The sequence below is a fragment of the Chryseobacterium barbadense genome (assembly GCF_042849955.1).
GTDB lineage: Bacteria > Bacteroidota > Bacteroidia > Flavobacteriales > Weeksellaceae > Chryseobacterium.
The window spans coordinates 1-15,632 of record NZ_BAAFHL010000003.1; the positions used below are offsets into that span (position 1 = coordinate 1).

The 15,632-nt window shown below is 36.3% G+C and carries 13 protein-coding genes and 1 pseudogene; 3 read left to right on the forward strand and 11 right to left on the reverse strand.

The window, feature by feature from the left end; translation table 11 throughout:
- Positions 1–190, forward strand: a pseudogene (locus ACGHIN_RS03030) (tRNA dihydrouridine synthase DusB); the annotation flags it as partial.
- Between the two features lie 55 nt (positions 191–245).
- Here the strand turns inward: ACGHIN_RS03030 and deoC are convergent.
- The 5 genes from deoC to ACGHIN_RS03055 all read right to left on the reverse strand — a co-directional run bounded on the left by deoC (position 246) and on the right by ACGHIN_RS03055 (position 4,666).
- The gene (deoC, locus tag ACGHIN_RS03035; protein ID WP_390450703.1) at positions 246–989 is read right to left on the reverse strand and encodes a deoxyribose-phosphate aldolase; all 744 of its coding nucleotides are present in this window, start codon (positions 987–989) and stop codon (positions 246–248) included.
- A 4-nt stretch (positions 990–993) separates the two neighbouring features.
- A complete protein-coding gene (locus tag ACGHIN_RS03040; protein ID WP_390450704.1) occupies positions 994–1,464 on the reverse strand; it encodes an Lrp/AsnC ligand binding domain-containing protein in 471 nt (156 codons plus the stop codon).
- Positions 1,465–1,491: 27 nt separating this feature from the next.
- Entirely contained in the window at positions 1,492–2,424 is a 933-nt protein-coding gene (locus ACGHIN_RS03045; RefSeq protein WP_390450706.1) for an endonuclease/exonuclease/phosphatase family protein, read from the reverse strand.
- A gap of 311 nt (positions 2,425–2,735) precedes the next feature.
- The gene (trmD, locus tag ACGHIN_RS03050) at positions 2,736–3,407 is read right to left on the reverse strand and encodes a tRNA (guanosine(37)-N1)-methyltransferase TrmD (protein WP_390450708.1); all 672 of its coding nucleotides are present in this window, start codon (positions 3,405–3,407) and stop codon (positions 2,736–2,738) included.
- Positions 3,404–4,666, reverse strand: a complete 1,263-nt coding sequence (locus tag ACGHIN_RS03055; protein ID WP_390450710.1) for an NAD(P)/FAD-dependent oxidoreductase — start codon at positions 4,664–4,666, stop codon at positions 3,404–3,406. The genes trmD and ACGHIN_RS03055 overlap by 4 nt, the downstream gene beginning before the upstream one ends.
- Before the next feature lie 65 nt (positions 4,667–4,731).
- Between ACGHIN_RS03055 and ACGHIN_RS03060 the strand changes: the two genes are divergently transcribed.
- Positions 4,732–5,595, forward strand: coding sequence for a glycoside hydrolase family 25 protein (locus ACGHIN_RS03060; RefSeq protein WP_390450712.1), 864 nt, complete (start codon positions 4,732–4,734; stop codon positions 5,593–5,595).
- Here the strand turns inward: ACGHIN_RS03060 and ACGHIN_RS03065 are convergent.
- The 3 genes from ACGHIN_RS03065 to ACGHIN_RS03075 form a co-directional block, all read right to left on the reverse strand.
- Positions 5,592–7,241, reverse strand: a complete 1,650-nt coding sequence (locus ACGHIN_RS03065; RefSeq protein ID WP_390450714.1) for an alpha/beta fold hydrolase — start codon at positions 7,239–7,241, stop codon at positions 5,592–5,594. The two genes, ACGHIN_RS03060 and ACGHIN_RS03065, sit on opposite strands and share 4 nt — an antisense overlap.
- Before the next feature lie 120 nt (positions 7,242–7,361).
- On the reverse strand, positions 7,362–8,492 hold the full coding sequence (locus tag ACGHIN_RS03070) for an 8-amino-7-oxononanoate synthase (protein ID WP_390450715.1): 1,131 nt from the start codon (positions 8,490–8,492) through the stop codon (positions 7,362–7,364).
- Positions 8,493–8,532: 40 nt separating this feature from the next.
- Positions 8,533–9,051 carry a DUF1761 domain-containing protein gene (locus ACGHIN_RS03075; protein WP_390450717.1) on the reverse strand — a complete coding sequence of 173 codons (519 nt, stop codon included), beginning with the start codon at positions 9,049–9,051 and terminating at the stop codon, positions 8,533–8,535.
- 112 nt (positions 9,052–9,163) lie between these two features.
- Between ACGHIN_RS03075 and ACGHIN_RS03080 the strand changes: the two genes are divergently transcribed.
- Positions 9,164–11,068: an ABC-F family ATP-binding cassette domain-containing protein gene (locus ACGHIN_RS03080; protein ID WP_390450719.1), complete on the forward strand. Its 1,905-nt coding sequence runs from the start codon at positions 9,164–9,166 to the stop codon at positions 11,066–11,068.
- Between the two features lie 61 nt (positions 11,069–11,129).
- Here ACGHIN_RS03080 and htpG read toward each other — a convergent pair whose 3' ends face one another.
- The 3 genes from htpG to ACGHIN_RS03095 form a co-directional block, all read right to left on the reverse strand.
- Positions 11,130–13,019, reverse strand: a complete 1,890-nt coding sequence (gene htpG, locus ACGHIN_RS03085; RefSeq protein WP_390450720.1) for a molecular chaperone HtpG — start codon at positions 13,017–13,019, stop codon at positions 11,130–11,132.
- 174 nt (positions 13,020–13,193) lie between these two features.
- Complete coding sequence (gene recA / locus ACGHIN_RS03090) at positions 13,194–14,195, reverse strand: recombinase RecA (protein ID WP_390450722.1); 1,002 nt, start codon at positions 14,193–14,195, stop codon at positions 13,194–13,196.
- A 192-nt stretch (positions 14,196–14,387) separates the two neighbouring features.
- Positions 14,388–15,584, reverse strand: coding sequence for an oxygenase MpaB family protein (locus tag ACGHIN_RS03095; protein ID WP_390450724.1), 1,197 nt, complete (start codon positions 15,582–15,584; stop codon positions 14,388–14,390).
- Positions 15,585–15,632 lie beyond the last annotated feature (48 nt).

Consider the following 15,632-nt stretch of genomic DNA (forward strand, 5'->3'; position numbering starts at 1 on the left):
GAGCGCTGAATGGAAAGGTGAAAGATTAGGTCTGGTTGAAATGAGACAACATTATAGTAACTATTTCCGCGGAATCCCTCATTTCAAAGATTTCAGAAAGAAGTTTCTGGAGGTTTTCACACTGGAAGAAATGGATGCGCTGATCAAAGAAACACAAGAGTTTTATGCAGAATACCAGGCACAAGTATAAAAAAAGAACCATCGCTGACTGATGGTTCTTTTTTTAGTGTTGAAGAGTAATTAATTTAATATTCTTCTGACGCTGATTGATCTTTAATTAAGGCTAATGCTGAAGAGGTTCCAATTCTCTTCACTCCCATTCTGATCATCTTTTCCGCATCTTCAGGGGTCCTTACTCCCCCAGCTGCTTTTACAGGTAGTTTTCCTGCATTATCAAGCATAATTTTTATGCCTTCAAATGTTGCTCCGTTGGGTTTTCCTCCGGCAGTTTCAAAAAATCCTGTTGAAGATTTAACGAAGATATGGGATAAGTCTTTTTCGGAAAAATTTTCTTCTGCCCAAGCAGAGATATTTTTAGTAAGATCAGCTATCTGGTTATCGGTTAAAGCTGCAATTTCAATAATCCATTTGGCAACTTTGTGATGTTGCAGACACAGTTTTGTACATTGTACAAACTCTTCTTTTACCAGCTCTTTATTTCCTTCAAGATAAGCGTTATAATTAATTACAAAATCCAGTTCGTCTGCTCTGTCTTCAATTGCTTTTGAGGCCTCGGCAAGTTTTTCATCAATAGAATAAGTGCCTTCATGAAATCCTATTACCGTACCTACTACAACATTTGAATTCCTTTTCTGAAGATACTTTTTGATCTCTGATACATAATCCGGACGGATCATTACAGCAAAAATACCATTATCGATGGCTTCCTGCGCAAGATTCTTATCTTTCTGTAAAGTTTCTTCTTCTGAAATCCCTGATTGGGAAGGTGTTTTCAAATAAGTTGAATCCAAATATTGAGCAATATTCATACTCTCACACTTTTAATTGTCTGTTAATTCCCTGTTCCAAAGATATGAAAGTTTCCGTTCTCATCACTCCTTTGAGCTTTTGAAGCTTGCTGAGAATCTGCATCAAATGATCATTATCCTTACAAAGGACTTTCAAAAAAATAGTATAATTACCTGTTGTGTAATGAGCTTCTACAACTTCATTGATGTCTTTTAAAGATTTTACCACATCCGGATAATGGCTCGGCTGATCCAGAAATACTCCAATATAGGAAGTAACCTTGTAACCAATTTTCTTTGGATTCAGGAATGAAATTGAATTTTCGATAACTCCGGCGTGTTCCAGTTTTTTAATTCTCTGGTGCACCGCTGTAGTTGAAATTCCGACGTTTTTTGAAATGTGCGCTAAAGAAGTCTTAGCGTTATCCATCAACATATAGATGATCTCTTTGTCGATGGAATCTAGATGATAACTAGTGGTACTTGAATTTTTCATATTCTACTCTTTTTATTCATGTTTTTACTATAAGCATTCAAATTGTACAAAAACCGGAAAATGATCGCTGTAGCCTCCCAAATATCGGGTACCTGCAAAGGTCCGAAAAGGACGGCCTTCGAATCTTTTATCTCGACTGCTGATTTTCACAGAATTAAACACTTGCGCATTCCGGAAAGTCAGACCCTTATTATCAAAAAAAGATTTTGATAATAAAATCTGATCAAATAGCAGTCCAGACTTATAATGAAAAGTAGAATATTTTCTTGTAGAAAACAACTCTTGAAAAGGGTTTTCCAACACCTTTTCATGGTTGTCATCATAGAGAATCTTTACTAAATTTTCATCATCTGGGTTCTCGTTAAAATCACCACACAAAATCACATGCTGTCTTTCTTCATTCACTATATTCAAAATTCTCTGACGGATTTCTCCGAGTATAAAAGATCTTTTTGGTTTATTAGGGTCTTTATCGCGCTTTGAGGGAAGGTGCATGATAAAAACATTAATAATTTCTCCTTTATATTTAATTTTTGAATAAAGTACATCCCTAGTTGTGTCGTAATCCCCTGTGTTTTTATCTATAATCTCAAAGAAGAAAGTAATGGGTTCTGATTCTATTACTTCTACTTTATTTTTATCATATAGCATTGCCACATCAACCATTCTTTCATCCATAGAATTGTAATGAACAATTCCATATTCTGAATGAAAGGGGTCCATTTTTACCAGTTCTTCCAGAACTTTCCTTCCGGATACTTCGGATAAACCGATCACAAATGGTAAAACTCCATTTTCCTCCTTCATTAACTGGAAAACGTGTGAGATTTTAAATAGCTTGTTCTTGTATTTCCTTTCGTCCCAATTCCGTAACCCTGAAATGCTAGGGTCTAACTTATGTACTGGCTTTGGGTCCGGCAAAAACAAATTTTCAACATTGTAAAAACTGAAAAGCTCCATCAACACACATTTGTATTCTTAAAATTTGGCACATTAATTTTAGAATGTAAATTTATTATTTTTTTTCAAATATGATTAATTAATTTATAACCTATTAAAATTAATTTTATACTTAAAATAACCTTAATCAATTAAATAATTACCATCAATTTACCTATTTGTACTTAAATTTTTCAACCATTGCAAAATGCATACCACTAATTTACAATTTAAAATAAAAAAAATTTATTAAATACCCCGAAAAAAAACAATGCGGTGAATAATATTTCACAATAACTATTGTTTTTATTCCTGATAATTTTTAGCTCATATTAAAGCAGGTCCGGACGTTTTTGTTGGGTAATTCTTACGGCTTCTTCATGGCGCCATTCTTCAATTTTGGCAAAATTTCCGCTTAACAAGACCTTAGGAACTTCCAAACCTTTATAATTTTCAGGTCTTGTATAGATAGGTGGTGATAATAAATCGTCCTGAAAGCTGTCAGTTAATGCACTTTGTTCATCATTTAAAACCCCGGGAATCAATCTGATCACGCTGTCGGCAAGCACACACGCAGCCAATTCTCCCCCCGTAAGAACATAATCTCCGATTGAAATTTCTTTAGTGATATGCAGCTCTCTTACACGCTGATCAATCCCTTTGTAGTGGCCGCACAGAAAAATTAAATTATTTTTTATAGAAAGTGTATTGGCAATTTTCTGATTCAGTGTAATCCCATCCGGAGTAAGATAAATCACATCATCATAATCTCTTTGGGATTTTAATTCAGAAATGCATTTATCCAGAGGCTCAACCATCATTACCATTCCTGCTCCGCCTCCATATGGCTCGTCATCAATTTGCCTGTGCTTATTGGTAGACCAGTCTCTCAAATGATGAAAATGTACTTCAGCCAGTCCTTTATCCATTGCTCTTCTCAAAATAGAGGTTTTGAAAGGGCTTTCCATCAATTCCGGCAGTACGCTTATAATATCAATTCTCATTGTAAAGTTCCGTTTTTCTTATTAGGTAAAATAATTAATCGCAGGGAGGAATCTTTATTAAAATAACTCCACATCCAGTTGAAGAAAATCGCAAGCTTATTTCTCACGCTCAAAATTAGCATTAAATGCAGAAACATCCAGAAATACCACGCTAAAAAACCTTGAAATTTAAAAAACGGCAGATCTACCACTGCTCTGTGCTTCCCGATAGTAGCTAAAGAACCTTTGTCATGGTATTCATATTCGTTCCATTCGCCAACATTTTTCTTTAAAAGATTTTTACCTAAATTTTTTGCCTGGGTAATGGCTACATTAGCGACCTGAGGATGTCCCTGTGGATATTTAGGAGTCTCCATAGAAGCAATATCTCCTATCGCAAAAATATTCTCATAGCCTTTTATTTTATTATACCGGTCAACAATATATCTGTTCTTAATTAAATTTTCTTCAGGAAACCCCTGTATGATATTTCCTGTAACTCCTGCTGCCCAAATCACATTATTGGATGGAATTTGCTTTCCGCTCTTCATGTATACTCTGTCACCATCATAATCCGTTACATATTCTCCACTTAGAAACTCCACGCCAAGCTCTTTAAGATACTGTTCGGATTTTTCCTGAGCTTCGGGACTCATTACGGCAAGAGGTTTCTCTGTAGAGCTCACAAGGATGATTTTAAGGTGGTTGAAGTTCATATACGGATAATCCCGTGGAAGGATTTCTTTTTTCATTTCTGCAAACGCTCCGGCCAGCTCCACTCCTGTTGGTCCGCTTCCTACGATAACGATATTCCAGTTTCCGTCATCACTACGGCTTTTTTCAATGATCAGTTTTTCAAAGGTCATTAAAACGTGGTTTCTGATACTGATGGCTTCCTGCGTATTTTTCATGGCGAAAGCTTTACCTTCAAGATCTTTATTGCCAAAAAAATTAGTTTTACAGCCTGTTGCTATGATCAGTTTATCGTAAGTAAATTCAGCCTCATCGGTAATAACCTTGTTATGTGCAGGATCAATTTCTTTCACTTCCGTTAAACGGAATTGTGTATTCCTGGATTGCTGAAAAATTTTTCTGAAAGGGAAAGAAATATTGGAAGGTTCTATCCTTCCACACGCTACCTGATAAAAAAGCGGCTGAAACATATGGTGATTGACTCTATCCAGAAGGATCACTTTTTTATTTTTGTTGTTTAAACTTTTCGCAAGCTGTAATCCTGCAAAGCCGCCGCCTATAATTATGATTTTTTCACGTGTTTCCATATTACACAAATTTACTGAATTTATTTAGCATTTTAGAGCGTAAAAAGTTAGTTTTGCAAAACTTTATGACGAAAAAAAAGTATACCAAAAAGACTGCCAGAAAGCTGCATACCAACAGACGAAAGAATTATTTTTTCCGTCGTAAAGTCGTATTGGCGATCTTAATTATTGCTCTTATCGGAACCGGATTATATCTGAAGCAGTCTATCAGTTATTACTACGCTTTATACTTCAACAAATTCACTCATAAGAAGCTTCACAACAGTGAAAAGGAAACGGCAAGAATTCAAAAAATACTTTCTTCCAATCTGGATAAAACCTATGGGTTGGACATTTCCCATTATCAGAACAGAGAAGACATTAAATGGGATAGCTTAAGCATCGGTAATAAAACCATTCCTCTGGAATTTGTCGTCATGCGTGCAACGATGGGAAACCGCAGTGCGGATAAGCATTTTGATGATTTCTGGGAACTAGCCAAAAAGCATGAGCTCATCCGGGGAGCCTATCATTTTTACAGAGCCGATGAAGATCCTGTAATACAAGCTAATAATTTTCTGGAGAATGTAAAGCTGGAAAGCGGTGACCTCCCGCCTATCCTGGATATTGAAAAAATCCCCAAACGAAAGACCAATAAAAAGCTGATTGAAGATTTAAAAGTCTGGTGTAAAATAGTAGAGGAAGCTTATGGCGAAAAACCGATTATCTACACGTACTATCATTATTACAAAGATTTTTTAAAAGGTGAATTTGATGGTTACCCGCTCTGGCTGGCTAATTACAATGACGTCCCTGTTCCGTCACCGAATGATGAATGGGATTTCTGGCAGTTTACGGAAAACGGGATCGTTCATGGAATCAACACTAAAGTAGATCTGGACATTTACAATGGGAATATCTGGTCTTTAAAGAGATTGACGTTGGATTAATTCTTCAGAAAATCTATGACATCCCGGTTAAGTTCATCGGCAACCTCGAAGGGAACATAATGAGAAGCATTTGCATAAATCTTCAACTTAGAATTTCTGAGTTCTTTTGCCAACATTTCTGTATGTTCTTTTTTGATGACATCTTTTTCACCGGCTATTACAAAAACCGGACTGGAAATTTTGTTTAAGAATCTTTTGTTGATATCCGGTTCATGAAGCATCAATGTCAGTAATCTGGCTTCCTTTATTTTGTCCTGTGTGTTTTCAAGCTTTAAAACCTGTGCTTTCAATTTAAAATTATTCAACAGGCTTTCTTCTACTCCTTCCGGAAAAGCATTTGCTCCAATGATGATCAGTTTATTAAGATTTTCAGGGTATTTCAGACTGAATTCCAGTCCGGTATTTCCTCCGTCGCTCCAACCCATAATGTTTACTTTATGCAAACCCAAATGATCTATTAAAGATTTTAGATCATCTGCAAATATTTTATAGGTAAGATTATTTTGAGTAAAATCCCTGCTTTTTCCTTGTGCCCTTGTATCCAAGGCAATAATTTTAAAATGTTTTGAAAGTTCCGGGATCTGTTTATAAAATTCTTTAATGCTTCCCCCGTTTCCATGAAGCAAAACAAGAGGTTGTCCCTCTCCATAAATTTCATAATATAGTTCCGCGTCTTTCAGCTTCAGTACTTTTCCGGCGGAATCGTTTTTACCATATGCTGAATTTTCAGATTCTTCATTGTATTGACTGATATCTGGTGTCAACATAGAGAGTTTTTCATGATGATCCTCTTCCATTTCGTCTTTTATATTTTTACCATTTTTATCCACTTTCACATCAATATGTATAGCCGGAGCAGCTAATGTCATTTTTTCCCAATTCCCATAAAATTTTCTGATAAAACCCGTCCTGAATAAAGCCGCACTGATAGTTACCTTTCCTTCAAACTCTTTTAAAAATTGAATCCCTATAAAGAACTTTCCTTGTACCCAAATATTTCGATCATTCACATCTAATACAAAAGTTCCGGATTTTATCTTATCTTCGGTAAGCTTCACCGTAATTTCTTCATCAAGAATATTCTGATCTGGAAAACCATTTTTCTCACTATAGATCGAATAACGCATTACAACTGGTCTGTCTGATTGATAGCTTGCAACATTCAGGTTAATATTTTTAATCTTTGATCTTTTATTTGCATTAAATTCCAGTGCTGTTTCTCCCAGGAAATCTTCCCTACGGAGTTCCGGATTCACAGAGTACAACACATGTTTAGTCTTTGTATTCACACCCCAGTTTTTATCCACGAATTTTTTAGAGGTCAGCTTTACTTCTTGTATATTTTTAACTTTTTCTTTTAAGAATATTTTCTGATCATTATTCTTGATAAAATCTAAAACAGATGTTGTGTAATTCTCGAATCCTGCTACTTCAATCTTTATTTTACGCGTTTTATCAGTTTGGGAAAGGTCAATGGAAAACTGCCCGTTTTCATCAGAAATTGTTCCGGAGGTCTCTTTTTCAACTCCTATTTTCACGTAAGGAATCGGTTGATTTTCTTCACTTGAAAAAACTGTCCCGGAAATCACCTGTGCATAACCGTATATTCCGGAAAGTAAAAGAAATAAAGCAATAAAGTTTTTCATGGTAAAAATTTGACACAAAAATCTTTATTTCTTCCATGCAAAACTCATAATGGCTTATTAAATTTAAAGCTCATTTAGTTAAATTTATTAAAAATATCACTACACTGTCACAGAAATATATTACTTGAAGGGCTTTCTCTGAATCCATTCTGTTTTTGGGTTTAAAGAAACAAAGATTCTTCCCATATAAGGATTTAGCATTTTATTCGTATGCTTGATCAAGCCAAAAATTTCTACAGGTTCTGCTCCAATAGTCGACTTTATTTCTAATGCTGTTCTCCCAAAAATAATCCTGCTGAACCTATGGAGAATTCCAAATTCAACAATATCCAATAACATATTTAAATACAATTGTTTTTCTTTCTGAAGGGTTTTATCATAGCCTAAAAAGTAGGTATCGACGTCATTATTGTTGAGAATCAGGGTGTAAAAACCAATCAGCTTTTCATTGAAAAAGTATCCGAATATTTTCAGATGATCAGCCAAATACTCTTTCATCTTTTCAAAATGATTGGGAGCAAGAAAAAAAGTATTGAAAGGAGCATTTTCAGCTACATTCTGATACAGCAGATTCATTTCTGTCTGATATTTTCTAACTGCTTCTAAACTCAGCTCTCTTTTTTCAACCCCCAGAAGTTTTTTCTTTGCGGTTTTCGCCCTGGTCCTGTATTTAGTGGAAAAAGCATTGAGATAATCGTCAAAAACCGTCCAATCTTTCTTCAGTCTTAACATCATATTGGGCTGAACGGAAAACCTGAAATAAGCATGATGGTTTTTTCCCTGAAAATGATTGATAAATCCTGCCTGATAATCTTTATAAATGACCAATGCTGTTTTTCTTCTTTCTTTTTGCATGGTCTCAACAGCTTCATCCAGCAAAGGGATCACCTGCTCGAGTGTGATTTTTGAGGAATCAAAATAAAACCCGTTTTGACCAGTGAGCATATTATTTCCCAATATCATCACGTCTCTTCCCAGTTTTCTGGCAAAAAAATTCCTGATACTGCACCAAACCTGATTTTTCTGAAACGAGGAATGATATTGAAAATTCAGATACTGAAACAATGCACCACCAATTAATTCATTATCTTTAAAAAAGCCCATAAAATAACATTGCATATTATCCGGAGCAGATTTTTCCAACGCATTGAAGTATTCTTTGGAGAGCATAATATTATGATTCCCAATTACAGCATTCCAGTTCAATGGTAACCCGGCAACGCTGTTATATATTGTATAGGTATAAGACATAAAAAAGGCTACTCATGCAGCCTTGTTCATTTAATTAGTATTATTTCTGTGTTACCCAATTGAACCCATCTGCTGCATACCAACCACAAATTATTCCGCCCATGATCATCAATGTAATAGCCCAATATACTACATTAATAAAAATGTATTTCCATGATCTTCTTTCAAACATGGCATTAATCGCAAATATGGGGAAAACAAAGAAAAGTACAGCCAAAAACCCGTGCAGAGCACCATGTCCAAATGAGCGAAAAGCCATTCCGTACTCTTTCATAAATGCAAAATAAGAAGGTGTTGCATGAGATTCATCTCCGCCAATCATTCCTGAAGCTCCAAACTGATGGATGGTGAGAAATTGCATAAAAAAGGAGATCAGAAATGACAGAACAAGGGTAAAAATAAAGATCATCGCCATATTGGAACCTTTCATTTTTTCTTCTGTCATTCCGGAGGCTTTCATCCAAGCTGTTCCTGCAACTTTCGGATTATACCAGATAAACCCTATTACAAGGGGAACTAAAGCGGCTAATAAAATAGCCAGAAAATTGAATTGTAACATCGTATTAGTGTTTAATTTGTATATCAAATCTACATTAAAAAATGTTATAAATTACATTTATCTTCTATCCCTCTAATATTTTGTATTTTCGCGCAGTAAAATATCTATTGAAATGAATTACGTTGCTGCTGAAAATCTCACTAAATCTTACGGTATCAAAGTCTTATTTGAAAACATCTCTTTCAACATCAATGAAGGGGATAAAATTGCTATCGTAGCGAAAAACGGAAGCGGAAAATCTACGCTGCTTAAAATTTTAATGGGAAAAGAAATCGCAGACAGCGGAACGATAGTTATCAACAAGGATATTCAGGTGGTCCTATTTGATCAGGAAATCGATTATGATCCGAATCTTACGATTGATGAGTTTATGATGACCCTGGATTCGGAACCGATCAATGCTCTCAAAAATTATCATCTGTCTTTGTATTCCACTGACAATGCTTTCATTGAAAAAGCGTTAGCTGATATGGAAGTTCATAAAGCATGGGATCTGGAGAATGAAATGAAACAAATTCTTTCCCAACTTAAAATCACCAATCTGGAAGCGAAAATGGGCACTCTCTCCGGAGGACAGATCAAACGTGTTGCTTTAGCCAAATTATTAACTGAAACCAGAGCAGAACACCGTCATACTTTACTGATTATGGACGAGCCGACGAATCACCTGGATGTAGAAATGGTGGAATGGCTTGAAAATTACCTGAACAAAGCGAAAATCACTTTATTACTGGTAACCCACGACAGGTATTTTCTTGACAGTGTTTGTGATATTATCTGGGAAATGGAAGATAATAATCTTTACGTTCATAATGGGTCCTATGCGGTTTATCTTGAAAACAAAATGATCCGCGAAGAAAACATGAATGCAACCATTGATAAAGCTAACAACCTATACAGAAAGGAGCTGGAATGGATGCGCAGACAGCCTAAAGCGAGAACCACCAAATCCAAAAGCAGAATTGATGCCTTTTATGAAACTGAAAAAGTAGCCAAAACAGATACGAGAAAACAAGGTCTTGAGCTGGACTTTGAAATGAAACGTCTCGGCAAAAAAATTCTGGAATTAAAACATATTGATAAAAGTTTTGGGGATAAGGTTTTATTGAAAGATTTCAGCTACCAGTTCCAACGTGGTGAAAAAGTAGGTATTATCGGAAAAAACGGAGTGGGCAAATCTACTCTTCTCAATATCATTCAGGGTTTTGAAAAAGCCGATAAAGGGGAAATTGAAACCGGTGAAACTATTTCTTTCGGTTATTTTTCTCAAAAAGGCCTGCAATATAAGGAAGATGAAAGAGTGATTGATTTTATCAAGGAAATTGCAGAATTCTATCCTTTAGCGAATGGAAAAAGCCTTTCTGCTTCTCAATTTTTAAGACTTTTTTTGTTTGACGATCAGACGCAGTACTCTCCTATTTCCAAACTTTCGGGAGGAGAAAAAAGAAGATTGCATTTGATGTATATTCTTTACCAAAACCCTAATTTCCTGATTTTTGATGAGCCTACCAATGATCTTGACCTTCCTACTTTAACGGTTTTAGAAAATTTCTTACAGCAATTTCAGGGTTCCCTGATCATAGTTTCTCACGATCGTTATTTTATGGACAGGATCGTGGATCATATTTTGGCATTTGAAGGAAACGGAAAAATCAAAGATTTTGTAGGCAATTTCTCTGAATACCGCGAGGCCAAAAGCAGGGAGGAATCTTTAGAAAAAAGTACCGTTCAGAAAACAGAGCCTGCAAAAGAAAATATTATTGCTACAAACAATTCACAATCCAACAACTCAAAAAAACGAAAGCTTTCGTTTAAGGAGCAAAGAGAATTGGAAGTTATTGAAAAAGAAATGCCTGAATTGGAGGAACAACGCTCGAAAATCCTGGAACTTCTTAATAATGAAATCGATTATGAGAAAGTGGCCAAACTCTCGGCGGAATTAGAAACCGTTTCGGAAAAACTTGAAAATCATGAAATGCGGTGGCTGGAACTGCAAGAAATTTTAGGGGAAGCGTAATAATTAAAAATTTTCGGCGGAGCCTTTGGCTCCGCCGAAACTTTTTAATTATTGATTGATCTTATTTACTCACCTGCTGATAGCTTCTCTGAATAAAATCCGTCAGCTCCTTTCCTTTCAATAAATTCTGGGAAAGTTTAGCAAGATCTAAAGCGTATTTGATCAGATTATCTTTTTCTTCGGTATTTTCGGTTTTCAGAATCCGGTTGGCAAACTCACTGTTAGAATTCACCACAAGATTATACATTTCAGGGAAACCACCCATTCCGAACATTCCGCCACCTCCTGTTGCCTGCATGTCTTTCATTCTTCGCATGAATTCCGGCTGGGTAATGGTAAATGGAGCATCATTGCTATCAAGATCTTCAAGCTGAACTGTAAACTTCGCATCTTTAATAGCTTCTTCCACATTTTTCTTTAACGATTCTTTTTCCGTATCGTTTAATTTGGAAATGACAGGCTCATCCTTTTTAATCAGGTTGTTGATGTGATCCGCATCCACTCTTACAAAAGAAACTTTCTCTTTGGCTGTTTCCAGCTTCTGAATAACATGCGGAATAATAGGAGAATCCAAAAGAAGAACTTCGTATCCTTTATCCTGTGCAGATTGAATATAGCTGTGTTGTTCATCTGCATTAGATGCATACAGAACAATTAAATTACCGTCTTTATCCGTTTGTGAAGGCTTGATTTTTTCGGTGAGCTCGTTCCATAAGAAATATTTACCATCTACTGTAGGATACAGGGTAAACTTGTCAGACTTTTCCGCAAACTTCTCTTCGGTGACCAATCCGTATTCAATCACCACTTTGATGTCATTCCATTTTTTCTCATAATCTTCACGGTTCTCATTGATCAGAGAAGACATTTTATCGGCTACTTTTTTGGTGATATAAGAAGAGATTTTCTTCACCGCGCCGTCTGCCTGAAGATATGAACGGGAAACATTCAGCGGGATGTCCGGAGAGTCAATCACCCCGCGAAGGAGCATTAAGAAATCAGGAACAATTCCTTTTACTTCATCGGTAACAAATACCTGGTTTTGATATAACTGAATTTTATCCTTTTCAATATTTAAATTGTTGTTCAGTTTCGGGAAGAATAAAATTCCTGTCAGATTAAACGGATAATCTACATTTAAATGAATATTGAACAACGGCTCTTCAAACTGCATCGGATATAATTCATGATAGAATTTCATATAATCCTCATTTGTTAATTCACTGGGAGCAATCGTCCACGCAGGAGTAGGATTATTGATGATGTTGTCTACTTCTTCCGTTTCTGCTACGGCATCTTCAGGAGCATCTTCAGGTAAAGGCAAGGTGTGGGTTCTGGTTCCGAATTTAATAGGAACAGGCATGAATTTATTGTACTTCAGCAACAATTCACGGATTTTACCTTCCTCTAAAAATTCCGTTGAATCTTCAGCAATGTGAAGAATGATCTCTGTTCCTCTTTCTGCTTTTTCAGTTTCTTCAAGGGAAAATTCCGGGCTTCCGTCACAAGTCCAACGAACAGCAGGTTCATCTTTATAAGATTTCGTGATAATTTCCACTTTATCCGCCACCATAAAGGCAGAATAAAATCCAAGCCCGAAGTGTCCGATAATTCCGGCATCTTTGGCGGTGTCTTTATATTTTTCCAAAAACTCCTCAGCTCCGGAAAAAGCAACCTGGTTGATGTATTTCTCTACTTCTTCACCCGTCATCCCGATTCCCTGGTCGATAATGTGAAGCGTTTTTTGCTCTTTATTGATTTTAACTTCAATCTTAGGAGCTCCGTATTCAACGTTAGCTTCCCCGATGCTTGTCAGATGCTTTAATTTCAGAGTGGCATCAGTAGCATTGGAGATCAGTTCTCTTAAGAATATTTCGTGATCACTGTAAAGAAACTTTTTAATTAGCGGAAAAATATTTTCCACCGATACATTAATATTTCCTTTAGTCATAATAATTGAGTTTTTGATTTTCCAATTCATTCTCAAAAAAAATACCGAATAAAAGAAAGTGACATTTTGACATTTTTTGAAGCGCTGATCCAAGGAATGATACTCGCCGGAGCTCTTCAGTTACAAATAGCATAAAAGAAAAACGGTCTGAAATTCAGACCGTTTTTTTATGGATTATTTGTTTTTCAACTCTTCTTTGATTTTGTTTTCCAGTTCCTCTGCAAGTTCAGGATTGTCTTTTAAAACATCTTTCACCGCATCACGTCCCTGTCCCAGTTTAGTATCTTCATAGCTGAACCAGGAACCGCTCTTCTTCACAATTCCTAATTCCACTGCCTGATCAAGGATTTCTCCTGTTTTGGATACCCCTTCTCCGTACATGATATCGAATTCCGCTTGTTTGAAAGGCGGAGCTACTTTATTCTTCACGATTTTCACTTTCACACGGCTTCCAATCGCTTCATCTCCTTGTTTGATTGGCGCACTCGCTTTTCTGATATCTACTCTTACGGAAGCGTAGAACTTTAATGCATTACCACCGGTTGTTGTTTCCGGGTTTCCGAACATTACCCCGATCTTCTCTCTCAACTGGTTGATGAAAATCACCGTACATTTCGTTCTTGAAATCGTAGCCGTAAGTTTTCTTAACGCCTGAGACATTAATCTTGCATGAAGACCCATTTTGGAATCTCCCATTTCGCCTTCAATTTCCGCTTTCGGAGTAAGCGCTGCTACCGAGTCGATAACAACAATATCAATGGCTCCGGAACGAATAAGGTTATCCGCAATTTCCAAAGCCTGTTCCCCGTTATCCGGCTGAGAAATGATCAGGTTTTCCAAATCGATTCCCAGTTTTGCCGCATAAGTTCTGTCGAATGCATGTTCCGCATCAATAAATGCAGCAATTCCGCCTGCTTTTTGAGCTTCAGCAATAGCGTGCAGCGTTAAAGTGGTTTTACCGGAAGATTCAGGTCCGTAAATTTCAATGATTCTTCCTCTGGGATATCCTCCAACTCCCAATGCAATATCTAATCCTAAAGATCCGGAAGGAATTACTTCAATAGTATTGTCAACGGAGTCATCTCCCAAAGTCATTACCGTTCCCTTTCCGTATGTTTTATCTAGCTTGTCAAGCACCAGTGCAAGTGCTTTTTTCTTATCTTCAATATTACTCATCTGTATTAAAATAATTTCTCAAAAATACATAATTTAAACATCAAAAGCTAATATTATTTGCCTTGAAAAATGGTTTTTATAGTTAAAAATTAATAAAATTTTACAGCGAATGTCATTCAGAACGAAGCGGATGCGACATGAAGGATTCTATTGGTAAAATAGAGACCTTCCCCTCGCCAGAATAATAAAAATTTAATGAAAATTGGACCCTTTTGTTATTTCCAGATAATCTTTCAGTACTTTCAAATGCTTTTTATTTCCCACCCTGATCTGAGCTTCACGGCTTGTAATGGAAGTATACACTTTATTGAAAAATCTTTTGGTTTTCGGAAACCCGTTTTTATTGGAAACATCGGGAATCTCCAGTCTTTTACACACCTCATCATCCAATAAGAACCATGTGCAGCAAATATGCAGGTACCGAAGGTTCTTTCTTTGAAACTTAAATTTTAAAATCGGGTTTTCCAGGGATTCATTCAGTAAAGAATGAGCCAGCAAAACAGAATCTTTATCAGAGGGAGGCTGCACGGAAGTCCACAAATAAAAATATTCCGTCGCTTCTTTTTTATGATTCGGTAAAAGGCTTTCCGGAATACCCAATAAATATCCGATGTATTTCCATAAGTGGAAAATGCCCTTCTCTTCTTCAACAGAAAAATCATTACCCAACTTTTGCAAACTGTGAAGAAATACCAGGCTAAAGCCAATATACGTCGCCATCATATCCCATGAATTGATAGGTTCGCCCCAGTTTTCCGTATCCCAGTCTTTGTAATGCTTTTTGATGGATAGTCTTGCATAGGAATGAATAAGCCTGGTTTTTATCGCAAACTCATAGCCTTTAGCGTGAACTTCCAATGCATTATATCTTGTAGCATTCACCCAGAAGTCCAAAGTTTCGGAAAGACGCTTTACGGCTCCTTTTTTTAGGGCTTCCGTTGCGATAAGAGGTTTATTGAGATAGGCGTAATCATAACCTCCGATCAGGCAATAATCTCTTAAGGAAATCAATGCATCTAATCCGCTTCTCATGCATAATTCGGCACCGGTTTTCAGCAGGTTTCGATCAAGCCATTCAGGAATTGCCTGAGTCTGAGAGAATAATTGTTTTACACTTTCAGGAACATCATCGTTTTCTGAGACTCCGTTTCTGATATAATATTCAATTTCTCTTGAAGCTTCATGAAATTTTTTAGTTAGGTATACTTCCTTTACTACCTCATCGCCAATTTCATCCACATGATAATAATAGGACGCAAATTTTTCAAAATTCTTAAAACTTACTTCAGCACCGGAAAAATCAATAAGCAGCTTCCCGTTTCCGCTTTCCCAGAATTTTTTAAAATGTGGCGAATCTTTAAATCGTGGTTGTAAAACTATTTTTCCCATGGAAGATAAAAATACAAGTTTTACACCGAAATCCCTCAATGAAATTTG